This is a genomic window from Bacillus sp. FSL K6-6540, assembly GCF_038007545.1.
Genome location: NZ_JBBOXH010000001.1, coordinates 1415898 through 1438574, shown reverse-complemented (window position 1 = coordinate 1438574; position 22677 = coordinate 1415898). Strand labels below are relative to the sequence as shown.

The window sequence follows — 22677 nt, the reverse complement described above, 5'->3', positions numbered from 1 at the left end:
CCTTATTGCCTGAATATGATCTCTCGGTAAACGTTGACAACGAACGTGTAAATCTGCTGCAGCATGCTCAGGACGAGCGTGCCCAGAAATACGATAATGCCCATAACGATCAGGCTCAGTAACATCGTGACGACCGTTTTGCCGGCCGAGTATTGGTGGACCGTCATCGTGCCGACAAAGAGCAGCCCGATAAACCAGATCGCTGCTACCGTCGTTAGCAAATAATAGAACACGGTCTCTTCCTGGACCATGAACCGGCTCGCCAGCGTCATGGGCGGATAGATCAGAACCATCGGAATGAGGGCATATGCGCTGGCCATCACGATCTCCTTAAACTTCCCTTCCCCGCCCATGAGCGTGGTGACCGACCAGTTGGAGACGCACCACAGGAAGAACGGGAAGACGATAAATATCAGTTCGTCGATGCTGCTCATCGTCCGCGGATCATTGTAGTTGACCAGAAACCCCGCATACTGCCGCTGCAGAATCATGGCAATGACCACAAGCGCCAATACGAGATAAGCGACCCCGAGCCGTCCCCGGTTTTCATACTTCAGGTCCCAATATCCGTCGAAGGGGTGAACGATCAAATGAAGGGGGAATTTAAGATAGTCCTGCTTCATGCTTTCCTGCCCTCCTCTGCTTTCGGTATCTTACCGTTCGATAGACCGCGTAGAGCAGCAGGCCCCCGGTCCCTGCCGATAAAAAGGTGCCGAAATGCTCCTTCATGACCTCCCTGCGATATCGTTTATACGCCACGGAATAGTTCTTGCGGTCCATGCCCAGCTCAAAATATTGAAGGGCTTCCTTGTTCTCCCCCTTCATGAGCTTCGCTTTCCCGATGCCGATATACGCGATGTCATAATTCGCATTGAGCTGAAGCACGCGTTCCCAATACCTTTCCGCCTCCGCGTCTTCTCCCCGGTAATGGTGGCGGACGGCAAGGTTAACCTGCTTCCCGAACTCGGTCGGCTCGAACATGACGATGCTTGCCTTTCCCCGGTCCAGCACAAGCTGGCGGTCTCCAAGCCGTTCAATCGCCGCCGGCGTCTTCAATAGGCCCAGCTGATTCCCGATGCCGCCGTAGACATACAACAGGTTTCCGGTCTCATCATAGGTGAAGACGCGTCCTTGGGTAGAGTCCAGCGCGCTGTACATCCCGTCGCCGAGCACCTTAATATCAACGAATTTGGATGGCCCCACCGTTCTTCGATAATAAATATCGCCCGCAACCGGAAAGTAGCCGAAGCGCTTTAGCACATCCTCTCCCGAGGGATTGAGGCGTTTCAACGGTTCCTTGGATCCGACGTCAATATTCGTGGCATAGACGAACCCCTTGCCGTCCATATCCAGATTGGAGAACTCGGTCGGGATGAACAGTCTCATCTGGGCTTTCTGCGCGCTCGTCGATACCAATCTCCAGAAATAATCGCCATAATCGCGCTTTACCTTAATCGTTCCGACGTAGCCGAGAAAGGTACCCTCCTCCTCGAACTGCATAATGCCTTCGTAAACGCCGCGGGCGACGACGAATACCCGTTTGGCCTCATCCACCGCCACTTTCAGGGGAATGAATTGAAAGCCTTGAGGCAGCACATCCGACTCCGGCTGCTCCATGATGCGGACAAGCGCCCCTTCCGCCGTCAACACGACAACCCGCTGATGATCCGTATCCGCAACATAGATCTGCTCATCCCCGTCAATGAAGATGCCGGCAGGATTTGCAAAACCGTCCTCTTTCCCTTCGTTCATGAAAGAATCAATGACCCGGATCACGTTCCACGCATCGTCCAGGACGACGATCCGTTTGTTCCCGCTGTCCAGCACGTAGATGTTTCCGGCTTCCGACACATGCATATCGCTCGGATCCAAGAAATCTCCAATGCCCAGCTCCTTTCCCGTAACGGCGCGTTCCGGCAAATAAGCGGCAGGCACGGCAACCGTTTCCTCCCAATAGTTGTAGATATAGCTCTCGTACGGAGCACTGGCGGAGACGCTCCCCGGCATTAGGCCGGTGAGCAGCAGGGAGGCCGCCGCGAGAGTTAGCAACCATTTTTTTGCTGACATCTGATCCCCTCCCTAATCCTTCATCCCGGAGGTCGCCATCGTCTCGATGATCCGGCTCTGCGAGAACAGAAAGAGCACAATCGGCACGCTCATCAAGATGACTGCCACGGCCGCGCCTGCGCCGGCCCGGGAAATACCGCCCAGAATGATCTGATTGGATGCATAGTGCAGGGTCTTGAGCTGCTCGCTGTAAATAAAGCCGTTGCCGTCGGTTCCCCACAGGATCTGGAACAGCAAAATGATCAGCGTGAGCCATGCCGGCTTCACGTTCGGCATCACGATGGACCAGAAGATCCGGTATTCGCTGGCTCCGTCGATTTTGGCCGCTTCCAGCAAGGCATCCGGTATCTGTTCCATGAACTGCTTCATTAGATATAACCCTAGCGAATAGCCGAAAGCCGGTATAATGACGGCCCAGTAGGTGTCGATGAGCCCCAGCCACGACAGGATCATATAATTCGGCGTCGCCGTAACGACCGGCGTGAACATCAGCGAGAGCACGACGACCTGGAACAGGAACACCTTGCCCGGAAACTTGTGTTTGGCCAGCGGGTAAGCCGCGGCGGATGCAAAGATCACATGCCCGACAATGCCGACCCCGGTTATGAAGACCGTATTGAAGATATACCGCGAGAACGGCACCCAGGACTGGCCGAGCAGATTGATCAGATCGGAAAAGTTATTCCATGTCGGATTGCGGACAAACAGCGTCGGCGGAAACAGGAAAATCTCGTCCAGCGGCTTGAACGCGTTGTTGATGGCGTACACCAGGGGCAGCGCCATGAAAGCGCCGAACACCGCCAGCAGCGCAAACAGGGAGAAGGTGCCCATGAACGAGCGGTTTACCCGTTTGCTGCGAGCTTTAAGCCTGACGTTCAGCAGGCGGCCGTCCCGTTTTTTCGGAAGTTCGTATGTAACCCTCACGCGTCTACTCACCTACCTTGCGCAGCAATTTTTGGACGATCAGGTTGGTTCCCACCATCAGGATGAACAGCACGGTCGCAATCGCCGACGCAAAACCCATCTCGAAGCGCGTCGTGCCGAAATCGATGAGATGCGTGACGATGGTTTCCGCCGCGTAGTTCACGCTCGGGAAACCGGCCAGCGCAATCGATACGTCGGCCACGGCAAACGATGTCGTAAGCTGGATGACCGCGCCGAACATAAGCTGCGGCCGCATCGAAGGCAGCGTTATGAACCACAGCTCCTGCCAGCGGTTGCGGACTCCGTCCACGGCACCCGCTTCGTAGAGCGTTTTATCTACGGTTTGTAGTCCGGCGATGAAGGCCAGGAAGCCGGTTCCGAGGCTGAGCCACAGCTGGACCAAAATGATAATCGGCATGATCAACGCTTCGGTTTTCAGCCATTGGATCGGCTCCAAGATGAGGCCCAGCTTAATCAGCATGCCGTTCGCTATGCCGTAGCGATCACCCGAGAAGATCATCAGCCAGATGAAGTAAATGTTCCCCGAGATCGAAGGCGCATAGAAGATCAGGGTCATGAACGCCCGCAGCCGCGGACCCAGCTCATTGATGACCCAGGCAAACAGGAAGCAGGCCAAATAACTGATGGGTCCTGTAATGGCTGCAAAGAGCAGCGTGTTCTTCAGCGCGACCAGAAAGATATCGTCCTCCAGGAACAGGCGCGTATAATTATCCCAGCCGACAAACCGCGGAAACTCCAGCATATTGAAATACGTAAAGCTGAGAATCATCGAAATGACGACCGGAAAAACGGTAAACAGCGTAAACAGGATCATATAAGGCGCAAGCAAAATATAGGAATGCTTGCTGGCCTTCATCTCCGCCAGCTTCCGCTTCCACCAGGATTGCGGCTTGACGGGGCGGATAGCGGCAGACATCGTAACCTCAGGATCCTGAAGGCTGGCATTATGCAATTTGGACTCCCCCTATTCCTGCAGCTCGCCGAATTCTGCTTGCTTGGTCCGGATTTCGTCGTGAATATACTGCACCGAATCCATCAAGGCCTCCCGCGGCTCGATGCCGCTGATGACCGCACGATAGAAGGCATTGAACAAATGCCTGCCCGTCGAATAGCCGCCCGGCACCTCGGGTATTCCCTGAACCCATTCAAATTGGGATTTCAAATTCTCATAGTCGGCTACCGGCCATGGCAGACTGTCCAGCGCCTTGATGTTGGCGGTCGGATAGCGGGCGGCCGCGCCCATCAACCCTTCCATTTCACGGCCGAAATCCGTCTGTGTCGCATCGCTGGTCCACCATTTCAAGAATTCCCAAGCCGCATCCTTGTCCTTTGCATCGTCCAGCATCAGCACGGCGCTGCCGCCGCTCGGTACGGTGCGGTCAATCGTGCCGTCCGCCTGAACGGTTCCAGGCACGGGGGCGAAACCCCATACGCCGCGGATTTCCGGCGCGAACACGGACAGCTGGTTATAGGTGGTGTAATCGGAGATGCCGATCGGCATCTGTCCGGTACGGAACCGGTTCGCAAAATCGTATTCCCGCTCCAGCTTGTAGTCGGTGTAATACTCCGTCCACTGTTTAAATGCTTCCAGCCCGATCTTGGAGTCCAGATCCGACTCCCGGTCGTTGTTTCGGTAGAAATGCCCGCCGGATTGCATCAGGAGCGCCGCATACATCGAATTCGGCGGCAGCGTGGTCCACTGATCCGGTGCCTGCGCCACGACGGGAAGACCGAATTGCATATGATTTTTGTTCAATACGGCAAGCAGGCTGGCCACATCGTCCCAAGTCTTCGGAACTTCAAGACCCAGCTCCTCCAGCACGTCCTTCCGGTAGAACATCATGTTGAAGGTTTGCGTCTCCGGCAGCGCATATACGCCGCTGCGGTATCGGTATGGCACCAAGGCGCTGTCCCGGAATCTGGCAGCCACCGATTCGAAGTCAGGGAATTGCGTCAGGTCCGCCGCGGCATTCCGCATGGCAAAGTTCACCGGGAGGGCATTGCCGATCTGCATCGCGACCTCAGGTCCCTGTCCCGACAAAGTGGCGGGGAGCAGCGTCCCCATGTTCACCAGCTTCAGATTCACGTTGATGCCGGTCTCCGGCGTAAAGGTCTCGTCGATCATCGCCTTGATGGTATTGGCCTGATCACGGCCGCTGCCGATCCATACGGTGATTGAACGCTGATTCTTCTCATCCGTGACGTTACCGATATTGTTGTAATCAATGAAGAAGGAGCTGAAGAACGTCGACGCCTCATGCTTCACCTTATCGGCCGCCCCCAGTCCGCTCATCGGCAGCTTGGCATCGGCTGATGCAACATAGAGGGCATCGATCTCCAGCGGCTGCTCCCGTGCCTGCTGCAGCCATGTTCCGAGTCCGCCGGTATTCGTCTTGTAGGCCTCCAGCCTGCGCGGAATCGTATCCGGCTTCTCGATCATCTCATCCAGCTGAAGCGCCATGGTCTTCAGCAGTGCCTCCTGGTCGCCGGATTGACCCGACAGCTCAACCAATCTGGCCGCGACCGCCTTCAGTCTGCCGCTTTCGTACCGGAAAACTTCCAGCAGCTCCGGTATCCGCTGCTCTACACGGTAATCCCGGAATTCATCCGGATTCGTGCCGGTGATCATCAATATTTTGCGGTACATGGCATTCAGGTTTAGCAGACTGTCCTCCACCTCATGAATGAGGGGAGCGAATTCACCCAGACTCGCCTCGAGGCGTAACACATGCTTACCTTGCTCCAACCGGAACAGATAAGGTTCATCGCCCCCAAGCACGTCCATGCGATATCCGTTCTTAAAGCGGAAAGCGACGTGGTTCATTTCTTCAAACGGAACCTTCCCGTCGATCGTCAGCTTTCTCGTCGAGTATATGCCCCTTACAAAATTTTGCTGCGATTTGAATGCTATCTTATAGAGCCCGCTCTCCGGGACGTCCAGCTCCCATTCGATCCACTGTCCGGGCAGCCGCCAGTTGAAGCCGCCGATGGTGTTGATTCGGACCTTCGACGCGCTGTAAGGGCTGACGCTCGGACTCGAACGCTCGCTTAGCGGATACAGGGTCGGCGAGGATTTGGCGACTGCGTCCTCTCCCTGAATCGCCAGCAAGGTGCCTTCATTTCTTCGAATCCCTTCAGTCTCATACTGCCGGTACAGCTCGGCATACGTCGGCGGGCTCTCCTGCTGGAACAGCTTGAGTTCCCCGATAACCATCGGTTCCCGCGCTGCCGTCAAGGATAGGGTATGCTCCCCCTCCTCAAAGTAAAAAAGAAGCGGCTCCGTGATGTAACCATCCGCATCCTGCAGCACTGACCTAGTCCAAGCGGGACGTTCGATTTGTTTCGGCCTCAGGTCATTGCCCTGGTTATCCTGATCGATGCCGTCCTTGGTGTTGTCCCATATCCGGTCGAATTGCAAATAGGCGGCCTCCTGAAAGGGGACCTCCCCGTCGATGCGAATGGAACGCTCAATGGAGGAACTCTTTCCTTCCACCGGATAATAGAGCAGGGACAGATTGTACAATCCCTCCTCCTCTACATGAACCTTCCATTCCACCTCACCCTTCTCCCCCGTAAACAGCGAGGTTCCGGGTTGGCCCTCATAGGCTTCCAGTCTTCGGAATTCCCCGCCCTCGGCACGGCTGTAATCCGCCGCAGGAATCGTGATTTCACGATCCGGCCGACCCTTTCCGTCATGTTCCGACAAATACTCGGTATAGGAAATGCTTTTCCCCGGCTGCATGCCGAGTTTGACCAGCGATGGGGGACGTTCCAATGTAAGCTCCGTCCCTCCGCCTTCCGGTCTCCCACCGGCTCCGGACTCATTTCCCCCTCTATTAAAGAACACCGTCAAAGCGGCCAAGATTGCCGCAAGAACCAATAACCGGGTCATCCATTTTTTTAGCTGCGTTTGAAGTGTCAATGTTCATCCCCCTGTTCAGGAGAAGGGGGCGCGGCCTTGCGCCTTAACGCCCCCGTCCATCTTATTTGCCCATTTTATCGACAGCAGCCTGTGCCTGTTGTTTATATTTCTCGGCCGTAGCGGTTACCGATTGATTGTTCACGATGATATCCTCTATGAAAGCGTTCGTAGGATAATCCGTGTAGGCTTCGTCCACCGTGATGACGCCGGTTCCGGCAATATGCTCACGAATCATGTCGATGTCTTCCTGATTGGTATAGATGCTCTCCAGGTAATCCTGTCCCGGGTATTCCTCGGTCGGCGGTATATCGAACGTCTCCTCGTAAATTTGGTAGACGATAGCCGGATCTTTTACGCCTTTGGCAATGAACTTCGCGGACGCGGCGGTATTGGCATACGTTGTGTCTGCCGAGCCCTGCGGACCGGCAGGAATCGGTACCACGCCAACCTCGAACGTAATGTCGCCCAGCATCCATTCCGCCGCCGTAAACATGGCTACGTCGCCGTCTTTAAAAGTGTTGCTTTCTTCCCAATTCGTTTTGTTGCCGCTCTTGACTTTCACAACCTTCTCCACGTTGTAGAGGCGGTTCACGAACTCGGCTGCTTCCAATGTCTTCGGATCGGACAAGCCTTCTTTGCCGTTGGAATCGTCTACGATTTTGCCCCCGTTAGCGGCGGTGAAATGCTTAACCGCATCAATGGCCCAGCCGGAGAAGCCCCATACGTCCGTTTTCCCGTCGTTATTCGTATCTTTGGTTGCCTGTTTGGCAAGCTCCATGAATTTATCCCAGTTCCATTCTCCCTTGGCATACAGCTCCTGAAGATCCGGAAGCCCGTTCTTCTTAAACAGATCGCGGTTGTAATGAAGTCCGAGCCCGATGGAGGTCGGATTATCGAAGCCGTATTCCCCTCCGCCAATGGATGGATATTTCGTCTGCAGATCCGCATCGTTATTGATGTTGTTTTTGTCCGTGGTAAATTCGCTGATCGGCAGGATCTGTCCCTTCATAATCGCCGGCAATGCCGACTTGTACTCCAGCTGCACGATATCGGCGAACGGCTCGCCTGCCAGCACGCTTGTCGTGAATTTATTCATATACTCCTCAAAGGGAACGTTGACGAATTCGATTTTGCAATTGTATTTCTTCTCGATTTCGGCGATCTTCTCCAGGCGTGCCTTCTCTCCGGCCGTTGTGCCTGCCGGCTTCAGGTCCCACCAAGCGGCTACCTTAATCACGCGGCCGCCCAGATCAACAGGTTCTGCTTCAGGTTCGGCGGGTTCTTCTTTAGGAGTCTCTGCCGCGGTCTCCGTGCTGGGAGCCGGGGTCGCCGGCGGCGCCTCCGCCTGCTTGGCCCCTCCGCCGCTGCAGGCGGTTATCAAAAATAACAAACAGATAAGCAATAAAGAAAGCCCTTTCATTTTTCTCACGCTAAAAACCTCCCCTATTTGTTTAACGCCCTGTTAACGTCATGCAAGTACCCCCAAGATGATGTTGGATGCTTCATTCCCGGCAATCCTGTTGTTCCCCGCCCCCAATCTGTTATCCCTGTTTGCCAAAAAATATAACACCAGGATCGTAATTACGTCAATATATTTTATGATAATAATAACAATGAACCTAAATATTATTTTATAAATAACCTAAATAATTAGCGACAGCGTTTACATTTAACTTCAGCAAAAATCAGCCTTATTCGCTATAAATCCCTATATATCAACTGAAATTACTGTTTTTCTATCTTAATTGACTATCATCAAATCCGTATATTTGTTATTTGTTTGTTATGAATACAAAAAGGCCCCGATGTCTTTAAGACATCGGGGCTAACTTAACATTACATGTACAGCTTATGGTTCGTCCGTATCCCGCGCAGCGTTATTCAATTCCCTAACAATGACATCGGCTTGAATAAGGAGACGCTCATAATTGGAATCCGGGTTCACGATCCGCCAGAGCAATTGATCGACGGCACGCATCCCCAGCAATTCCTTGTCAATGTTCACCGTTGCCATAATCGGCAGGCTGTCGTACGTATTATCGAACCCGGTCACCTGTACGTGACCCGGAACGTCGATACCCTGATTACCGAGCGCCTCCATGGCAAACATGGCGGTGATATCATTAGCGCAAACGAACACTTCCGGAAGCTCGTTTCCGGCAAGAGCCTTGCCTAACGTTTCGTGTATGTTCTCTATCTCCGGGCTGATCAGAGAAGGCAGCTGCCGATGCTCGATTTTGTAATCGGCCAGCGCGGACGAGAAACCGATCCAGCGCTCGTAAAAGCTCTGGGCATCTTCGATGTTGCCGATGAACTGATATTTTTTATATCCTTTGCTGATCAGTTTGGTCATGATTTGTTTCATGCTGTGCATATTGTCGGTGAATACCGTGTCCGATTGGAACGCGGGGTCCATGTGGTCTACCATGACCACGGGAATGTTCAGCTTCTTGATATCCATTAAATTCTGCGTGGATACGGCTCCCACCGTTACGATCCCGAGAATGCCCTGGGGATTCAGGAGGGAGAACATGTGGTCATTCGAAGGCTCCGTCAGCGTCAGGATGTCGAGCCCTTTCTGATTAAGACGGGTCGATATTCCGTCAAAAACCGGCCCCCAATAGAGCGATTCGCGATTCTGATATCGGACATTCGGGAACAGGACCAGTACCGCCCCCGCCCATTTTCGGTTCTCCGGCTCCTGGAGCTGCTGGTTTCTTCCCGCTGCTTGGCCCGGCTGATCCTTGAAATACCCAAGCTGTCCGGCGGCCTTCAGAATCATGTCCCTGGTCTGCGGGCTGACACCGGATTTCCCCGACAAGGCCCGGGATACCGCAAATTTAGACACGCCCGTGAAATCGGCGATTTCCTGAATCGTCACTTTCGTTTTCATCGTTATCAACCTACTTAAGTGCGAATTTGTCGTTCAGCTTCCGTGTTATTTATGTTAGTTTTTGTTAGGTTACTGACATAATATTATGTGAAACAATCGTTAAAGTCAAAGAATATCCTGCATTTTCTTGTTTTCATTTTTACAAAAATCAAAAGCTGCCCCTATGGTCATGTTCGGACCATCTGGGGCAGCTCTTTTCTTGTAGGCTTAAAAATATAGATAATTACGGTTTCTCCACGAGCAGCGCTTCCCATTTCAAGCCTTCTCCGGCAATTTCGATCCGCAGGTCGGAGATGCTCTTCAACGCCTCCTCGCGACGTGCCTCAAGTATAACCACCGTTTCCTTATATAGCTCGTCTATCTTCTTCTGCGTACCGCTTGCCATTTTCGTTATTTCGGATTTTCTTGCAGCATTGCCTTTGGAGATCGCGGTAGTCTGTTCCTTAAACAGCTTGCCGTATTGGCTCTTAGCTGTTGCTTTGCTGATTTTCCCTTGTTTGTACTTCCACATCGGACTGTTCAGGTACGACGTACTGGATCCGTTACGGAGCTTCCACATCGGGCTGTTCAAATAGCTTTCACTGACCGTTTTGCTGAATTTCCATGCGGAACTGTTCAAATAGCTCGGGGTGATCGTCTTCTTGTATGTCCACATCCAGCTGTTCAAATAATCCTCGTTCATTTCTTTGCTTAGTTTCCATAGGGTACTGTTCAAATAATTGCGGTTAGCGGCATTCGCATACTTCCACATCGGACCGTTTAAATAACTTGGATTGATGAACCGTTCATATTGTGCCAGCTTATCCTTTACGTCGCGGTTTCCCTCATACTTCAGCTTCAGCTGCTCCAAATCGGCTCGAAGCTTCTCGTCCCACTGCTTTTGATCCTCCAGCACTTTTTTCTCGAGCTGGTCCAGGGAGGCATGGCTGGCATTATAAAACGCCTTATATTTCTTGTCTACTTGTTTCTGGTAATTGTTATACGCATTTACCGTCTTCTTGTTATAGGATTTATACTCGCTCCATACTTGATTGATCCATTTCTGATCCGCTGCATGAACCGTTGTTAGCGGCACCAAAACCGAGACGGCAAGCAAAAGGCTGCATAAGGTTAATAACGATTTTCGCATCAATCTCATCGATTTTCGCCTCTCTTCTGTAGATAGTAAACAAGGGATATTTTACCTAATGGCAAGGCATCTTCCAATAGGAACTCCGAACCCATAACTTTTAGACTAGAACCGATTTCTGGAACCTCCGGATATTTTCGCACGGCAGCGTGTCTCACTCCCTGGATGCTTCATGAAAAACATGTCTTCCCTTCGTATATCCCACATCAAAAACAGAAGATTTATGCACTTCCTTGGTCCTGTAGTCCCTTAGTATCGCTAAAGTTAGTTAGCTAGTTATAACAGCCCATCTTTGTTCGGAACCGCTTTCTGATGCTTGACCGCCCGAAAAATAGGCCTATACAATGTATTTTGTAGTATTTTAGCAAATTATAGATGGAGGATTGCAGATGTTGAAGTTCAGGACACTATGTGCGCCTATACTCCTGGCTGTCTCTTTGTTCGTAGGAGCTGGCAGCGCTTTTGCCGGGGTTACTTTTCGGGATATTGATAACCACTGGGCAAAAACGACCATCGAATGGGGCGTCGACAAGGGGATTGTCAACGGCTATGCGAACGGAATGTTCATGCCTAACCAGAATGTGACCGAGGCCGAATTCATCCGCATGCTGGTTGTCGGCATTACGGGCAAGGACCTGCAGGAGAACTATTTGACCGAACTATGGTCGGATAAATATTATCATTTTCTGCACTTCAAGAACTATCCTGTACACGGATTCGCTGACAAAACCAAGCGCAGCCAATACATAACGCGGGCCCATGTGGCCGAGCTGATATCCAGCGCCGACGGCGTGAACTACGGCGGGAATCAGGCCATTCAATACGTTCTGGGGAAAAAGTACGCGCAGGGCCGGATCAAAGGTGAAAATACGATTGAAGGCTATGTAGGCAGCGGCACCATCACGCGGGCCGAAGTGCTTCAGCTGATCAAAAACCTGACCGATCGCGGAATGTCGAACCTGTACGACCGCCCTACCGCGCCAAGCGCGGAGGCCATGCTGCCGAAGCTGCCAACCCCTTGGGACGTTTACCGGGACGAGATGTACCTCGTGATCCGCCAGAAGGTATTTCCGAAGTACAGCGGCTACCGCATTTATGACGACGGATCGAATAAAATCGTGATGACCAGCACGAAGCAAACCGGTGAGACGGATTACGCCGTGTCCGTTCAATTCGAGCCGCAGATTATGCAGTTCAGCGGAATCGCGCTTTCCAATGCCGCCGATAAAACCCAGCGCGGCATGCTGATCGAGCTCCTCCAGCTGTATGGCTTCCAGGTCGATTCCGCCTTCCTCGCGAAAATAGACTCCGCGGAGAAGAACAAGAAGGTGATCGAGTTGAAGGTGAGCGGCAAAACACTCGTTATCGATCCGCTCGTGGCAAGCCCCGCCGGGCATGTCCATATCTACTATAAGTGGTGGGACGGATCTCGGGCATAATTCAGGAAACTCGACTGCGCTGCAACCGAACAAAAAGCCCTGACGGCAAATCGTCAGGGCTTTTTGTTCATTTATATATCAGCTTCTACGCTTCCGCTTCCGTAGAGATATTCCAGTTCACGCCGAATTTGTCAGCCACGATGCCGTACGCCGGGCTCCAGAACGTCTCCTGAAGGGGCATAACCACTTGACCGCCCTCCCGCAGCGCTTCATATATCCGCTTAGCCTGTTCGGCCTGATCGGTCATGATACAGATCTGAACCTGATTGCTGGATTGAACCGGTTGACCGGGAAACGTATCGGAGAACATCAAATCCGTCTCTCCTACCTTCAGCAAAGCGTGGGAAATGCGATCCCTCGCGCTATCCGGCAGCGGAAAATCAGGGTTCGCCGGCATCTCGCCGAAGGTCTGAACCATGACGACCTGGGCATCCAACGCCTTCTCATAGAATTGAATAGCTTCCTTAGCATTCCCGTCCATCACGAGATATGGATTCATTCGAAGTGCCATATGATCGTCAACCACCTTATTTTTATATTTACAACGCTACTCCTATTATCTCCCAACAGGATCACTTTAGCAAAATATGAGGCATTTTCGGCTGAAGGACCGTTATGGTTATTCCTCATTCCATCCATACAGGATCTTGAAGTCCGCCGTGACCTCCATCGCTTCATCCAGCATTTGTCCGATGGCCTCGGGCGAAGCGCTCCAGGATAACGGCGTCATGCGAATCAACTGTTTCATCTGATCGTTATCCAGGACGACTCGATACTGCACCCGCTCGGCTTCGATTTGCTCAAAGTGACGGCTGAACAGCTCTATTGTGCTGTCATTGGAGTAATTCTCCTTGCCTGTGCCCGTATAGAACAAGGTTCTAAGCTCCTGCAAATACAGGCTGTCCGGGATTACCTTCACCAATGATCCGCCACTCGCAAGCAGCCGCCTGAACTCCGAATAATTGGACGGGGACAGAATGTTCAGGATGTAATCGAACTGTTGGTCGGCAAACGGGCTCCGGGACAAATCGGCCACGCACCATATAGAGTCAGGGGATGTCTTGGCGGCCATAACGATACCCTCTTTGGCAATATCCATGCCTACGCCGAGAACATCCGGCACCAAAGGGTGCTCCCGAAGCTTATGTCCGATGGCGGATAGATGGGAGCCCTCCCCGCAGCCTGCATCAAGCAGCTTTACAGGCTTCACGGATTCCCGGGACTTCAGCTCCTGGATCAGGCGATTCGTTACCGCTTCTACCATGGGGCCGAAGAAGCCGCTGCCGCTGATCGTGTTTCGGGCCTCAAACAAAGCCTTATCATATTTGGTTTTGGATGAATGGTTCAGCAGGTTTACGTATCCCTGTCTGGATATATCATAGCAATGCCTGTTCTCGCATTCCAGGCTGGCCATGCGTTCTACCTTCATGGCACCGCCGCAGATCGGGCATTGAAACATCTTCTCGTGTATCGAAAGTTTTTGTGCTTTTTTTAACCATTTTTCGTTGTTGGACACAGCAAATCACCCTTTCATTCGATTGAACGCAATGAAAAAGGCACAGATAAATAAACTCAAGCCGCAGTTGTCAAAAAAAAGGGCCGAGCCTACTTGGATCTGTACCTCACATTAGCGTAAACGAATGAAATGGATCATGAGAAAAAACACGCTCCCGACATCAATTCGGGCAAGAGAGATGCCCTAATTCAATTCTAACACGCGAGCACAGAATGTAAACCTCCGGGGCAAGCGTCCGGTTCAGCAAAATATATCAAGAATAAGTTCCTCCTATTGACTATGATGAGTGTTTGAGACTCTTTTATCCACCTCCTCACCTTAAAAGACAAATATTAAATTCAAAATGACATATATATATTGCAAAAAGACGTAAATACTATTACAATGCATGTATCCAGAAAATCTCAGGAACGTATCTCTAACCAAAGGAAGGAATGATGAGCTTGAATTGGTTTAAGAAAAACTCGGTTGAGGATGAGCGTATCGTCAATTTAAAGAACAAGTTATATAAAGAGGTGTATACCTTGATCATGGTCATTTGCAGCATTTCCGTCATCATCAAATCTTTTGTGCTGCCGCGAACGGAACCCGTCTGGCTGGAAATGCTGATCATACTGGGAGGAAGCTTATATTTCGGGATACGCAGCGTGGCGCTGGGGATTTACTCGGATGAAGTAGAGGTCCATGACCAGCGGAGCAAAATTTCGTTCAGCATGCGTACGGCGATATGGGGGCTTGTTATCGGTGTCGCACTTGCTCTTTTTTTCGGTATCCGCAGCGCGGTTCTGTTTGGCAATGACAACAGCGCAACCGAGCTCAAATATTTCTTTAGCGTTTTCCTCGTCTCACTGATCATCTACATCCCGCTCTTTGTCGGGGGGAATTGGTTGATCCACTACGGCGCGAACAAGGTAAGCCAGAAGATGTCGCAGAACGATCCATTCGACTCGTAGAAAGGGATATTAGGGGGACTGCCGCATGAAAAACATCAAATTGAAGATGGCCCGCGTCGAAAAGGATTTATCGCAGGAAGAACTGGCCCAGATCGTCGGTGTCTCCAGGCAGACCATCGGCCTGATCGAGCTGGGGAAATATAATCCGTCCCTCAGCCTGTGCGTTGCCATATGCAAGGCATTATCGCGTACGCTGAACGATCTGTTTTGGGAAGAAGACTAGGGCAGGGCTGCATTTCAATTCACTAACGCCGCCAGACAGTAATTGCGACCAGGTTAAGGAGGTGATGCCAACGCTTCAAGGCAAGAACTAATAACCAATCATCATAATAAGGAGTGACCTAATCTATCATGCCATTACATAAAGCCAGAAAAGGATTCACCGTGTTTCTGCTCACCGCTTCCCTATTGGGGACCACCTTCATCCCTGAAGGAAAAACATATGCTTCTGCCGCCGATCCCATCCAAGGCCAGGTTACGGAGGTTAAGACTGCTCGGACGTCGGATGAAAAAATTGCCGAGTGGGAGAATTGGGCCAAAGACCATGTATATCGACTGGATACGATTCACCCGGCCAACACAGCCAACGGCACTAACCAGTATAAGGATCTGGCTATGCTGAAGCCCTTGCTGCATGACAAACGTTTCGTGTTTCTAGGGGAGAGCTCCCACGGGGTTGGCGAGTTCAACCTGGCGAAGACCCGCTTGATTCAGTTCCTGCATCAGGAGATGGGGTACAACGTTCTGGCTTTTGAGAGCGGACTTGGCAACAGCTCCTTGGCTTACGGCAGGGCCGGGCAGCGGAGCGCGGAACAAACGATGAAGGATTCCATCTTCGGCGTCTGGTGGTCCATGGAAATTATGCCGTTGTTCGACTACATTAAAACAGCACAAAAGAGCAAGCAGCCGCTCGTGCTGACCGGTTTCGACATGCAGCTGCAGCATCCGCTGTTGGACGGACAATGGCTGCAGGATCAGACCATGGCTAAGCGTCTATCGGAAGCTGAGAAGAAACTGTCCGACTACTCTCTTGGTACGGATCTAGACGCTTACCGCAAAGAGAAACATCAGCTGATTCAAGTGTACAAGGATGCTCTGGAATCCTTAAAGACGGAGGCAAACGAAGCTCATCTGAAACGGCTGTACCCGGATAACCCCAAACTGTCCATGCTGCTCGAGCGGACCCTGAACGACCGGATTCGGGTAGCCCGGGAATACGTGGAGCTCTCCATTCAATCAACGCTTGGCATGGAAAGCGGGGATTATGTCCCGTTCCTGGAATCGATGGAATGGCGGGACCAGGCGATGCATGACAATCTCATGTGGCTGGCAACCGAAGTCTACCCGACGGAAAAATTCATCGTGTGGGGACATAACGACCACATCCGCAAAGCTCAAACCGAGGTGATGGGTACGCCATATCCGGTGACTTTAATGGGAGAGAAACTCTCGGATGAAATGAAAAAATACAGTTACGTGCTTGGCCTGTATCCAGCCAGCGGCCAAACCGCGGATAATATGGGGAATGTGCATGACGTTCTGCCGGCAGAGCCGGGCTCCATGGAATCGATCCTCTCGGCCGCAGGCTCGCCGTATACCTTCGTTGACCTGCGTTACCAAAAACGCGAGGCAGGCAACTCGTGGATGTTCGAGCCGCGTTTTGCCTATAGCTGGGGCATGATTCCGGAAAGCTTAATCGCCCGCGACCAGTACGACGGTATTCTGCTGATCGATGACGTAAACCCGCCCCAATATATGAGATCCTCCGCTTCATCCAAGGCTTCTGTGCCTGTTGAAGAATAAAGTGCTTTCATTCCTTGTTGTCATATAAGAATCTTTCATAGGTTAAGATGACAAGCATCCTCTGATGGTCTGCTCCAAGAGTCCGGAAGCAATGAACTCTTGGAAAGGACCAATCGGGGATGCTTTTTTCTTACGCTCAGTTCCGCATGGTTATTTTATCGAGATGTTCCCCGAGGAGGTTTTGAGCTTCACCTCAAACTCCCCGTCACCGGTGCGCCCTTCCGTCTTCCGGTTGCTCTCGTTCCTGTCCTGGAGCGGAACGGCAATGGACCTCAGTCCGCTCCCGGATTGCAGCACCCATGTCGCATCAGGCGCCTCTTCATCGAGCTGTATGTTCACGTTTCCGCTTGTCGCCGATACATCCACATCGTTGTTCAAACGGGCGAACGCAAGGGAGATATTCCCGCTTTTACCCTTCACCTGAAGGCTGTGATTCTGCAAGCCGGTTCCCGTTACCTTGCCGGAAGAACCGTCAATTTCGACCTTCCCTGCATAATCCGCAGGAATTATTACGCGAAGCTGCGGCATCCGGCCGATATTCAACATCCGAGTGATATCGTTATCTAAAGAAATCTTCACCCGATTATCTGTTTGATCGACAACGGCTCCTGCGGAACTGCCGCTTCGGAGCAGCGAAACCTCCAATGCTTCCACATCCGCTGTCTCCACGAACAAGGTCGTGCTGCCATGGTCGATCTCCAGCACTTCAACCTCATCAAGCGTTACGCGTTGGAGCTCCTCTTCTTCGCCCCTCGGGCCGCATGCGCTGAGCAAGAACATGCCGAGGATCCATAGGATTGCAGCTGGTGCATATCGTTTCATTGCTTTACCTCCACCCCTTTTCAACTTTGAAGTCATTGTACAGGATGACGCAGCGTCGCTTTCAAGCGTTTTTTCAAGTTTGGTAAACAACAGGAAAAAAGACACCGCCATGTGGCAGTGCCTCCTGCTAGTTCAAGGTAGGGCCCCTACGGTTGTCCATCGTTGTCGTACCACGATAAAGTTGGACGGGTTGGAGGGTATCCGTGCTGCTCCCTGAATTGCTTACGCACTTCGGTAAAGTCATGCCAGCTCTTCCCGCTCCCCGGATGATTGGCGTGATGTACGATGCAGCGAAACGCATCCTCCACGCAAGGATCCACCCAGAAACCGCTGCTCGCTTCCATCCGGTCCGTTAAAGAGGCAGCGTCTTCATCCTTGATATCTTCCAATGCGTAATACCCCAACTGGACTACGCGTTCAGCCACTTTCGGTCCGATCGAAGGAACCGTCTGAAACTGTGCCAGTCCCCGGATATATTGGGCACGGCTATCCGAAACACCAAGCACGCCGGACAATAACTCGATGTCCATTTGCGCAATATCGATAAGCTTCATTTTGTTTGACCGCAGCTTCGCCAACTCCTCGCCAGTTAACGGCAGCTTCGGCGATTTTCTCGGTACATGCCGCTGCATCCTTCTCACCCCTGTTCTCACTCTGCATACCTGACGTTTAATATAAATCGAACATATTTACTTCATAGCCTTGGGCTTTCAGGTAATTGAACATTTGCGCCCGGTGATGCTGGGCATGCGTGACGATTTCAATCAGCCACTTGGCTTGGGTTGAACCGTGCTCCAAATAGAAGGGTCTCGTTGTCTTCTGCATAAATTCTTCATCTGTCAGCCCATTCATATAGGATTTTACATCGGCAAGTCCCTTTGTCATCCAAGAGATCAGCTTGTCCTTGTCCGTGCCGTCAGCGGCGATGCTTGCCTCCAGTTCCCGGATCTCCGCTTCGCTCTTCTCTTGCAGAATCAACAGGTCCGTCGCAGGCACCGAAACCAGATGATGCACGAGTTCCTGAAGCGATCTCATATTGTGGGCAGGCCTGTAATCCCAATGCGCTTCTGAAATTTTGCCGATCAGATTCGAACTGGTACGAACGATAAGCTCGAGCTCCTCGAACAACAGCTGCTTCATTTCATGCAATTGACTCACGTTTCATCACTCCATTTATTAGTTATGTGGGGGCTCTGGGTTCTACGGCAAGTATAGCGTATAATAGTGACAACTATTGTCATAGTCATTCCACGATTCGGAGCTGATCCTATGTCCAAATCCAAACGTCTCATCGAACTGATGATGACCGTTAACCGAATGCGAAAATTTACCGTAAGAGAACTGGCCGATCAATTCGGCGTATCGTCTCGCACGATTTTGCGGGACCTGCAGGAGCTTAGCGAACTGGGAGTCCCCCTCTATTCCGAGGTAGGACCGCACGGCGGCTACCAGGTGCTGAAAGAACGGGTTCTTCCGCCGATCGCCTTCAGCGAGGAAGAAGCCGTCGCGATGTTTTTTGCCAGCCACGCCCTGCGTCACTATCTATTTCTTCCCTTTGAAGCCGAGTCCTCTACCGCACTTCAGAAATTTTATTATTACATGCCCGGGGATGTGCGCGACCGGATTGACCAGATGAAGAACCGCGTGGATTTTCTGACGCATACCAGACAGCAGAAGGCTGAATCTCTCGGGGCTCTGCTGGATGCCGCCGTCGACCAGCGGGTCGTTACGGTGTTATACGAGAGCAGGGACGGCTATGCCGCGCGAAGCATCCAGCCCGTGGGCATCTATGCAAGCAACGGCTTCTGGTATTGTCCCGCTTATTGTTTTCTGCGCGATGATTTCCGCCTGTTCCGCTGCGACCGCATGCAGTCCGTGGCTGAGGATGCAACCGGCATCGAGCCGCGGGATCACCGGCACATCCATCTGGGGAACTGGAGGGAATACGGGACGGAGAAATCGGTCTATGTCCGGATGGTCGTGGATTTGAGCCGGGAAGGCGTTCAGCGCTGCGAATCTGAGTTATGTCCTGTCCCCCATATTGCTAAGCGGCCGGATGGAAGCGGCCGGCTTGATCAGAACGTCCCTGCCAGCGAACTTTTGTATTTTGCTAAATTTTTTATCGGATTAGGGAATGAAGCCACCGTGAAGGCGCCGCAGGAGTTGGTGGTTCGCATCAAGGGGATGCTCGCGGAGATGATGGCGAAGTATGGTTAGAGGCAGCTGACACTCCTTTGGGCTAAGAGTATGGATTATTTTATCGGAATCTTGCACCCTCGTACGTTTGACGAAAAGAACACGCCTTGCTACAATTTCATCAACAATTAGGAAAAGGATGAGGACGATGGTTCGTCGTTTGATCAGGTTTAAGAATGTAGCTACTGTATTCAGCTTCTAAGTAAAAATGATCTATTCTACTTAGAAGCGAGGAAATAGAATGAAACAACATCGATTTGAACACTGGTCCGAAATTAAGTATCTGAAGGATATCGTCACAAACCCGATGATAAGCGTAGGAGAATACTCATACTATTCCGGTTATTACGATCATCATGATTTTGAAGATGGCTGCGTTAGGTATCTATGGGGGGATGCAAAATCCAAAAGGTTGTTTAACCCCATTGAAGACTATGGTTGGAATATCGATAAATTGATTATCGGAAATTACGTATGCATCGCAAGCGGCGTCATTATTTTAATGGGTGGAAATCACAACCATCATCCTGAATGGGTAACCGTATACCCGTTTGTCGATCAGATTGAAGCTTCTTACGCGCCAAAAGGCGATACCGTCATCGAAAGCGATGCTTGGATTGGAATGAATGCCATGATTATGCCAGGCGTGACCATTGGCGAAGGCGCCATTGTTGCGGCTGGTTCGGTTGTTACTAGAGATGTCCCGCCCTACAGTATCGTAGGCGGTAACCCTGCCAAAGAGATAAAGAAACGCTTTGCGGACGAAGACATCGAAAAGTTAATGGAAATGCGATGGTACGATTGGGAACGCGAGCAAATTGAACGAGCAGCACATATCTTGTCCAGTTCTTCCGTCCAACGATTATATGACTATTATCAAAAAGAAATAAAACCCTGCGTTTAAATTTCAGATGCCTCACTATAAATAGGAATGCAAATATCCCTTCTTGAATTCAAGAAGGGATATTTGTTGTCTTGGCCTCAAACTTGTGATCATCGTTCAAATTCATAACATCCTGTTTATGATTTCAACATCTATCGATCCGCTAGGTAAACCGAACGCCCTCCCTTGACGGTCTCCACGATGAGAAGGCCCTCCTCGCGCTTCTCCAGAAGCACGAAGTCGGCCTGGGCTCCTCTCTTCAGCCCATAGCGTTCCCCTTGTCCCATGGCCTGGGCGGGCAGCACTGAAGCCATGTCCCATGCTTCGGAAAACGTGCACAGTCCCGACCGAGCCAGCCGCCAAACCGCATCGGCAAGCATCATGGCCGAGCCGGCCAGCAGCTCGGGCTTGCGGGCGAGATGCAGTCGGCCTTCAGGAGTCAAGACGACATGACCGCCGATATGGGTCTCGTATTCGCCTGGCGGCATTCCGCTTAAGTAGACGGCATCGCTGACCAGCACCGCTTTGGATTGCTTGGCGCGGAGCATCACCTTGATGACCGAATCCGGCAGATGGTACCCGTCCGCGATCATGCCTGCCCACAGTTGATCTTGCGCAAGCTGCTCCCATATATAATTCGGATGCCGCGGCAGCGTCAGATGCGCGCCATTGCCCAGATGGGTGGACATCGTCGCTCCTGCTTCCACGGCTTCCCGGATTTGCTCGGGTGTAGCGGCGGTGTGCCCGATCGATACGATGATTCCCGATTCGACGCACGCCCGGATAAAACCCGCAGCTTCCGGCCACTCCGGCGATAGGGTGACGATCCGAATCCGGTTCCCCGATGCCGCCTGCCATCTCGTAAACAATGCCCAGTCCGGTGCCTTGATGTGCCGGGAATCATGGGCTCCCCTGGGCCCCTCCTCCGGAGAAAGAAAGGGGCCTTCCAAATGAATCCCGCCTATGGTTGAACCGACCGCTTCATCCTCCAGGCAAGCCGCGTCGATAACCCTCAGCAGTTGTTCGATTTCTTCGTCTCCGTTGGTAATGACGGTGGGGTAGAACAGGGTTAGACCCTTCTCCCATAACCGCCGGGTTGCCTGGATGACCGTATCCGTTGTAAGCGGCAGCGAATTGAAGTCATATCCGTAACCGCCGTTAATCTGAAGATCGATCAATCCGGGAGCAACCCATATCTCCTCGTCCCCGCCGCGTGGAAGGACTCGCTCGATCCGGCCGTCCGGATTCCATGCCAGCTCCATTGGCTCACCTGTTGCATAATGGCGGCCTGCCCGAACCCGTTCGTGGCTATCCATTCCGTATTTCCCCGTACGACTCCAGGTCGACGTACAGCGTGCAATCCGGATGCCGCCGAAGAATGCTGGCAGGACAAGCCTCGCTTATCTCGCCTTGCAGCGTCCGCTGCACCGCTGCCCGCTTGCTTGCGCCCGGCACGACGCAGAACAGATGGGCACCCGACATTAACGCCGGAACGGTGAGCGTAAGCGCGTATGCCGGAACCTCCTCCAAGCTCGCAAAACAGCCGTCATTCACCTGCTGAAGGCGGCAAGCCTCGTCCAGCTCGACCCGCTTCACCCATAAAGGGTCGGCAAAATCGGCAACAGGCGGATCGTTGAAGGCGATATGCCCGTTCTCGCCAATGCCCAGGACCACCATATCGATCGGCGCGGCGGCGACCAATCGGCTGTATCTATCGCACTCAACTTCAGGATCATTCAAACCGTCGATCAGATGCACCTCTCCCGGAGATACCCGATCAAACAGCCGCCGGGATAAAAAGTTCCCGAACCGTTGCGGGGCCGACGGGGGGAGGCCGATGTATTCATCCATATGAAATGCAATTACCCGGCTCCAGTCCAGTCCTTCCGCTTGAACCAGCGCGGCCAGGCACTCATTCTGGGACGGGGCGGCCGCAAAGACGATGCGAATGCACTCTTTCTCGGCCAGCAGGCGCTGCATGGTCTCAAGGATATCGGCGGCCGCCGCTTTTCCCATCGCTTCGCGCTGGTCATAAACGCGGACCTTCAGTTGATCTTGAACGTTTTCAAGAGCAGGCTTGATGTTTCCCTCAGTCCTCATAAAGTCACC

21 protein-coding genes are annotated in these 22677 nt (G+C 52.2%); 6 read left to right on the top strand and 15 right to left on the bottom strand.

Going from position 1 to position 22677, the window contains the following annotated elements; all coding sequences use genetic code 11:
* Nucleotides 1-2: 2 nt before the first annotated feature.
* From MHH82_RS06185 to MHH82_RS06150, 8 genes are all read right to left on the bottom strand, one after another.
* Nucleotides 3-623 (bottom strand): Yip1 family protein, encoded by a 621-nt coding sequence (locus MHH82_RS06185; RefSeq protein ID WP_251499567.1) that lies wholly within the window; start codon nt 621-623, stop codon nt 3-5.
* Nucleotides 604-2067, bottom strand: a complete 1464-nt coding sequence (locus MHH82_RS06180; protein WP_251499571.1) for a gluconolactonase — start codon at nt 2065-2067, stop codon at nt 604-606. The genes MHH82_RS06185 and MHH82_RS06180 overlap by 20 nt, the downstream gene beginning before the upstream one ends.
* A 12-nt stretch (nt 2068-2079) precedes the next feature.
* A complete protein-coding gene (locus MHH82_RS06175; RefSeq protein WP_009589726.1) occupies nt 2080-2991 on the bottom strand; it encodes a carbohydrate ABC transporter permease in 912 nt (303 codons plus the stop codon).
* A 4-nt stretch (nt 2992-2995) separates the two neighbouring features.
* Nucleotides 2996-3964 (bottom strand): carbohydrate ABC transporter permease, encoded by a 969-nt coding sequence (locus tag MHH82_RS06170; protein ID WP_012819350.1) that lies wholly within the window; start codon nt 3962-3964, stop codon nt 2996-2998.
* Nucleotides 3965-3976: 12 nt separating this feature from the next.
* Nucleotides 3977-6934 (bottom strand): extracellular solute-binding protein, encoded by a 2958-nt coding sequence (locus MHH82_RS06165; RefSeq protein ID WP_340964361.1) that lies wholly within the window; start codon nt 6932-6934, stop codon nt 3977-3979.
* Between the two features lie 61 nt (nt 6935-6995).
* Nucleotides 6996-8363, bottom strand: a complete 1368-nt coding sequence (locus MHH82_RS06160) for an ABC transporter substrate-binding protein (RefSeq protein ID WP_340964358.1) — start codon at nt 8361-8363, stop codon at nt 6996-6998.
* Nucleotides 8364-8783: 420 nt separating this feature from the next.
* Nucleotides 8784-9827 (bottom strand): LacI family DNA-binding transcriptional regulator, encoded by a 1044-nt coding sequence (locus MHH82_RS06155; protein ID WP_036662263.1) that lies wholly within the window; start codon nt 9825-9827, stop codon nt 8784-8786.
* Nucleotides 9828-10050: 223 nt separating this feature from the next.
* Nucleotides 10051-10965, bottom strand: coding sequence for a hypothetical protein (locus tag MHH82_RS06150; protein ID WP_012819347.1), 915 nt, complete (start codon nt 10963-10965; stop codon nt 10051-10053).
* 380 nt (nt 10966-11345) lie between these two features.
* On the opposite strand from MHH82_RS06150, the gene MHH82_RS06145 reads away from it, so the two are divergent.
* Entirely contained in the window at nt 11346-12395 is a 1050-nt protein-coding gene (locus MHH82_RS06145) for an S-layer homology domain-containing protein (protein ID WP_009594975.1), read from the top strand.
* A gap of 85 nt (nt 12396-12480) precedes the next feature.
* Here MHH82_RS06145 and MHH82_RS06140 read toward each other — a convergent pair whose 3' ends face one another.
* Complete coding sequence (locus MHH82_RS06140) at nt 12481-12906, bottom strand: VOC family protein (RefSeq protein ID WP_036662261.1); 426 nt, start codon at nt 12904-12906, stop codon at nt 12481-12483.
* Between the two features lie 108 nt (nt 12907-13014).
* Entirely contained in the window at nt 13015-13911 is an 897-nt protein-coding gene (locus MHH82_RS06135; protein ID WP_036662260.1) for a putative RNA methyltransferase, read from the bottom strand.
* Nucleotides 13912-14348: 437 nt separating this feature from the next.
* Between MHH82_RS06135 and MHH82_RS06130 the strand changes: the two genes are divergently transcribed.
* The 3 genes from MHH82_RS06130 to MHH82_RS06120 all read left to right on the top strand — a co-directional run bounded on the left by MHH82_RS06130 (nt 14349) and on the right by MHH82_RS06120 (nt 16667).
* Nucleotides 14349-14864: a DUF6773 family protein gene (locus MHH82_RS06130; protein WP_096775176.1), complete on the top strand. Its 516-nt coding sequence runs from the start codon at nt 14349-14351 to the stop codon at nt 14862-14864.
* A 25-nt stretch (nt 14865-14889) separates the two neighbouring features.
* Nucleotides 14890-15087: a helix-turn-helix transcriptional regulator gene (locus MHH82_RS06125; protein ID WP_009594955.1), complete on the top strand. Its 198-nt coding sequence runs from the start codon at nt 14890-14892 to the stop codon at nt 15085-15087.
* 128 nt (nt 15088-15215) lie between these two features.
* On the top strand, nt 15216-16667 hold the full coding sequence (locus MHH82_RS06120; RefSeq protein WP_340964340.1) for an erythromycin esterase family protein: 1452 nt from the start codon (nt 15216-15218) through the stop codon (nt 16665-16667).
* Between the two features lie 150 nt (nt 16668-16817).
* Here the strand turns inward: MHH82_RS06120 and MHH82_RS06115 are convergent, their stop codons facing one another.
* The 3 genes from MHH82_RS06115 to MHH82_RS06105 form a co-directional block, all read right to left on the bottom strand.
* A complete protein-coding gene (locus MHH82_RS06115; protein WP_251499596.1) occupies nt 16818-17489 on the bottom strand; it encodes a DUF4097 family beta strand repeat-containing protein in 672 nt (223 codons plus the stop codon).
* Nucleotides 17490-17635: 146 nt separating this feature from the next.
* Nucleotides 17636-18121, bottom strand: coding sequence for a helix-hairpin-helix domain-containing protein (locus MHH82_RS06110; protein ID WP_012819341.1), 486 nt, complete (start codon nt 18119-18121; stop codon nt 17636-17638).
* Between the two features lie 37 nt (nt 18122-18158).
* Nucleotides 18159-18647, bottom strand: coding sequence for a DinB family protein (locus MHH82_RS06105; RefSeq protein ID WP_145038862.1), 489 nt, complete (start codon nt 18645-18647; stop codon nt 18159-18161).
* A 111-nt stretch (nt 18648-18758) separates the two neighbouring features.
* Between MHH82_RS06105 and MHH82_RS06100 the strand changes: the two genes are divergently transcribed.
* A complete protein-coding gene (locus MHH82_RS06100; RefSeq protein ID WP_036662245.1) occupies nt 18759-19706 on the top strand; it encodes a helix-turn-helix transcriptional regulator in 948 nt (315 codons plus the stop codon).
* A 220-nt stretch (nt 19707-19926) separates the two neighbouring features.
* Nucleotides 19927-20589: a CatB-related O-acetyltransferase gene (locus MHH82_RS06095; RefSeq protein WP_036662244.1), complete on the top strand. Its 663-nt coding sequence runs from the start codon at nt 19927-19929 to the stop codon at nt 20587-20589.
* A 131-nt stretch (nt 20590-20720) separates the two neighbouring features.
* Here the strand turns inward: MHH82_RS06095 and MHH82_RS06090 are convergent, their stop codons facing one another.
* Nucleotides 20721-21884 (bottom strand): N-acetylglucosamine-6-phosphate deacetylase, encoded by a 1164-nt coding sequence (locus MHH82_RS06090; RefSeq protein ID WP_340964332.1) that lies wholly within the window; start codon nt 21882-21884, stop codon nt 20721-20723.
* Nucleotides 21877-22668, bottom strand: a complete 792-nt coding sequence (locus MHH82_RS06085) for a glucosamine-6-phosphate deaminase (RefSeq protein ID WP_340964329.1) — start codon at nt 22666-22668, stop codon at nt 21877-21879. The genes MHH82_RS06090 and MHH82_RS06085 overlap by 8 nt, the downstream gene beginning before the upstream one ends.
* Nucleotides 22669-22677 lie beyond the last annotated feature (9 nt).

Excerpts from the sequence above, each read along its gene's own strand:
- MHH82_RS06185 (WP_251499567.1), bottom strand. The coding sequence starts at position 623 with ATGAAGCAGGACTATCTTAAATTCCCCCTTCATTTGATCGTTCACCCC.
- MHH82_RS06180 (WP_251499571.1), bottom strand. The coding sequence starts at position 2,067 with ATGTCAGCAAAAAAATGGTTGCTAACTCTCGCGGCGGCCTCCCTGCTG.
- MHH82_RS06155 (WP_036662263.1), bottom strand. The coding sequence starts at position 9,827 with ATGAAAACGAAAGTGACGATTCAGGAAATCGCCGATTTCACGGGCGTG.
- MHH82_RS06150 (WP_012819347.1), bottom strand. The coding sequence starts at position 10,965 with ATGAGATTGATGCGAAAATCGTTATTAACCTTATGCAGCCTTTTGCTT.
- MHH82_RS06145 (WP_009594975.1), top strand. The coding sequence starts at position 11,346 with ATGTTGAAGTTCAGGACACTATGTGCGCCTATACTCCTGGCTGTCTCT.
- MHH82_RS06140 (WP_036662261.1), bottom strand. The coding sequence starts at position 12,906 with ATGGCACTTCGAATGAATCCATATCTCGTGATGGACGGGAATGCTAAG.
- MHH82_RS06130 (WP_096775176.1), top strand. The coding sequence starts at position 14,349 with ATGAGCTTGAATTGGTTTAAGAAAAACTCGGTTGAGGATGAGCGTATC.
- MHH82_RS06125 (WP_009594955.1), top strand. The coding sequence starts at position 14,890 with ATGAAAAACATCAAATTGAAGATGGCCCGCGTCGAAAAGGATTTATCG.
- MHH82_RS06120 (WP_340964340.1), top strand. The coding sequence starts at position 15,216 with ATGCCATTACATAAAGCCAGAAAAGGATTCACCGTGTTTCTGCTCACC.
- MHH82_RS06115 (WP_251499596.1), bottom strand. The coding sequence starts at position 17,489 with ATGAAACGATATGCACCAGCTGCAATCCTATGGATCCTCGGCATGTTC.
- MHH82_RS06110 (WP_012819341.1), bottom strand. The coding sequence starts at position 18,121 with ATGCAGCGGCATGTACCGAGAAAATCGCCGAAGCTGCCGTTAACTGGC.
- MHH82_RS06100 (WP_036662245.1), top strand. The coding sequence starts at position 18,759 with ATGTCCAAATCCAAACGTCTCATCGAACTGATGATGACCGTTAACCGA.
- MHH82_RS06095 (WP_036662244.1), top strand. The coding sequence starts at position 19,927 with ATGAAACAACATCGATTTGAACACTGGTCCGAAATTAAGTATCTGAAG.
- MHH82_RS06090 (WP_340964332.1), bottom strand. The coding sequence starts at position 21,884 with ATGGATAGCCACGAACGGGTTCGGGCAGGCCGCCATTATGCAACAGGT.
- MHH82_RS06085 (WP_340964329.1), bottom strand. The coding sequence starts at position 22,668 with ATGAGGACTGAGGGAAACATCAAGCCTGCTCTTGAAAACGTTCAAGAT.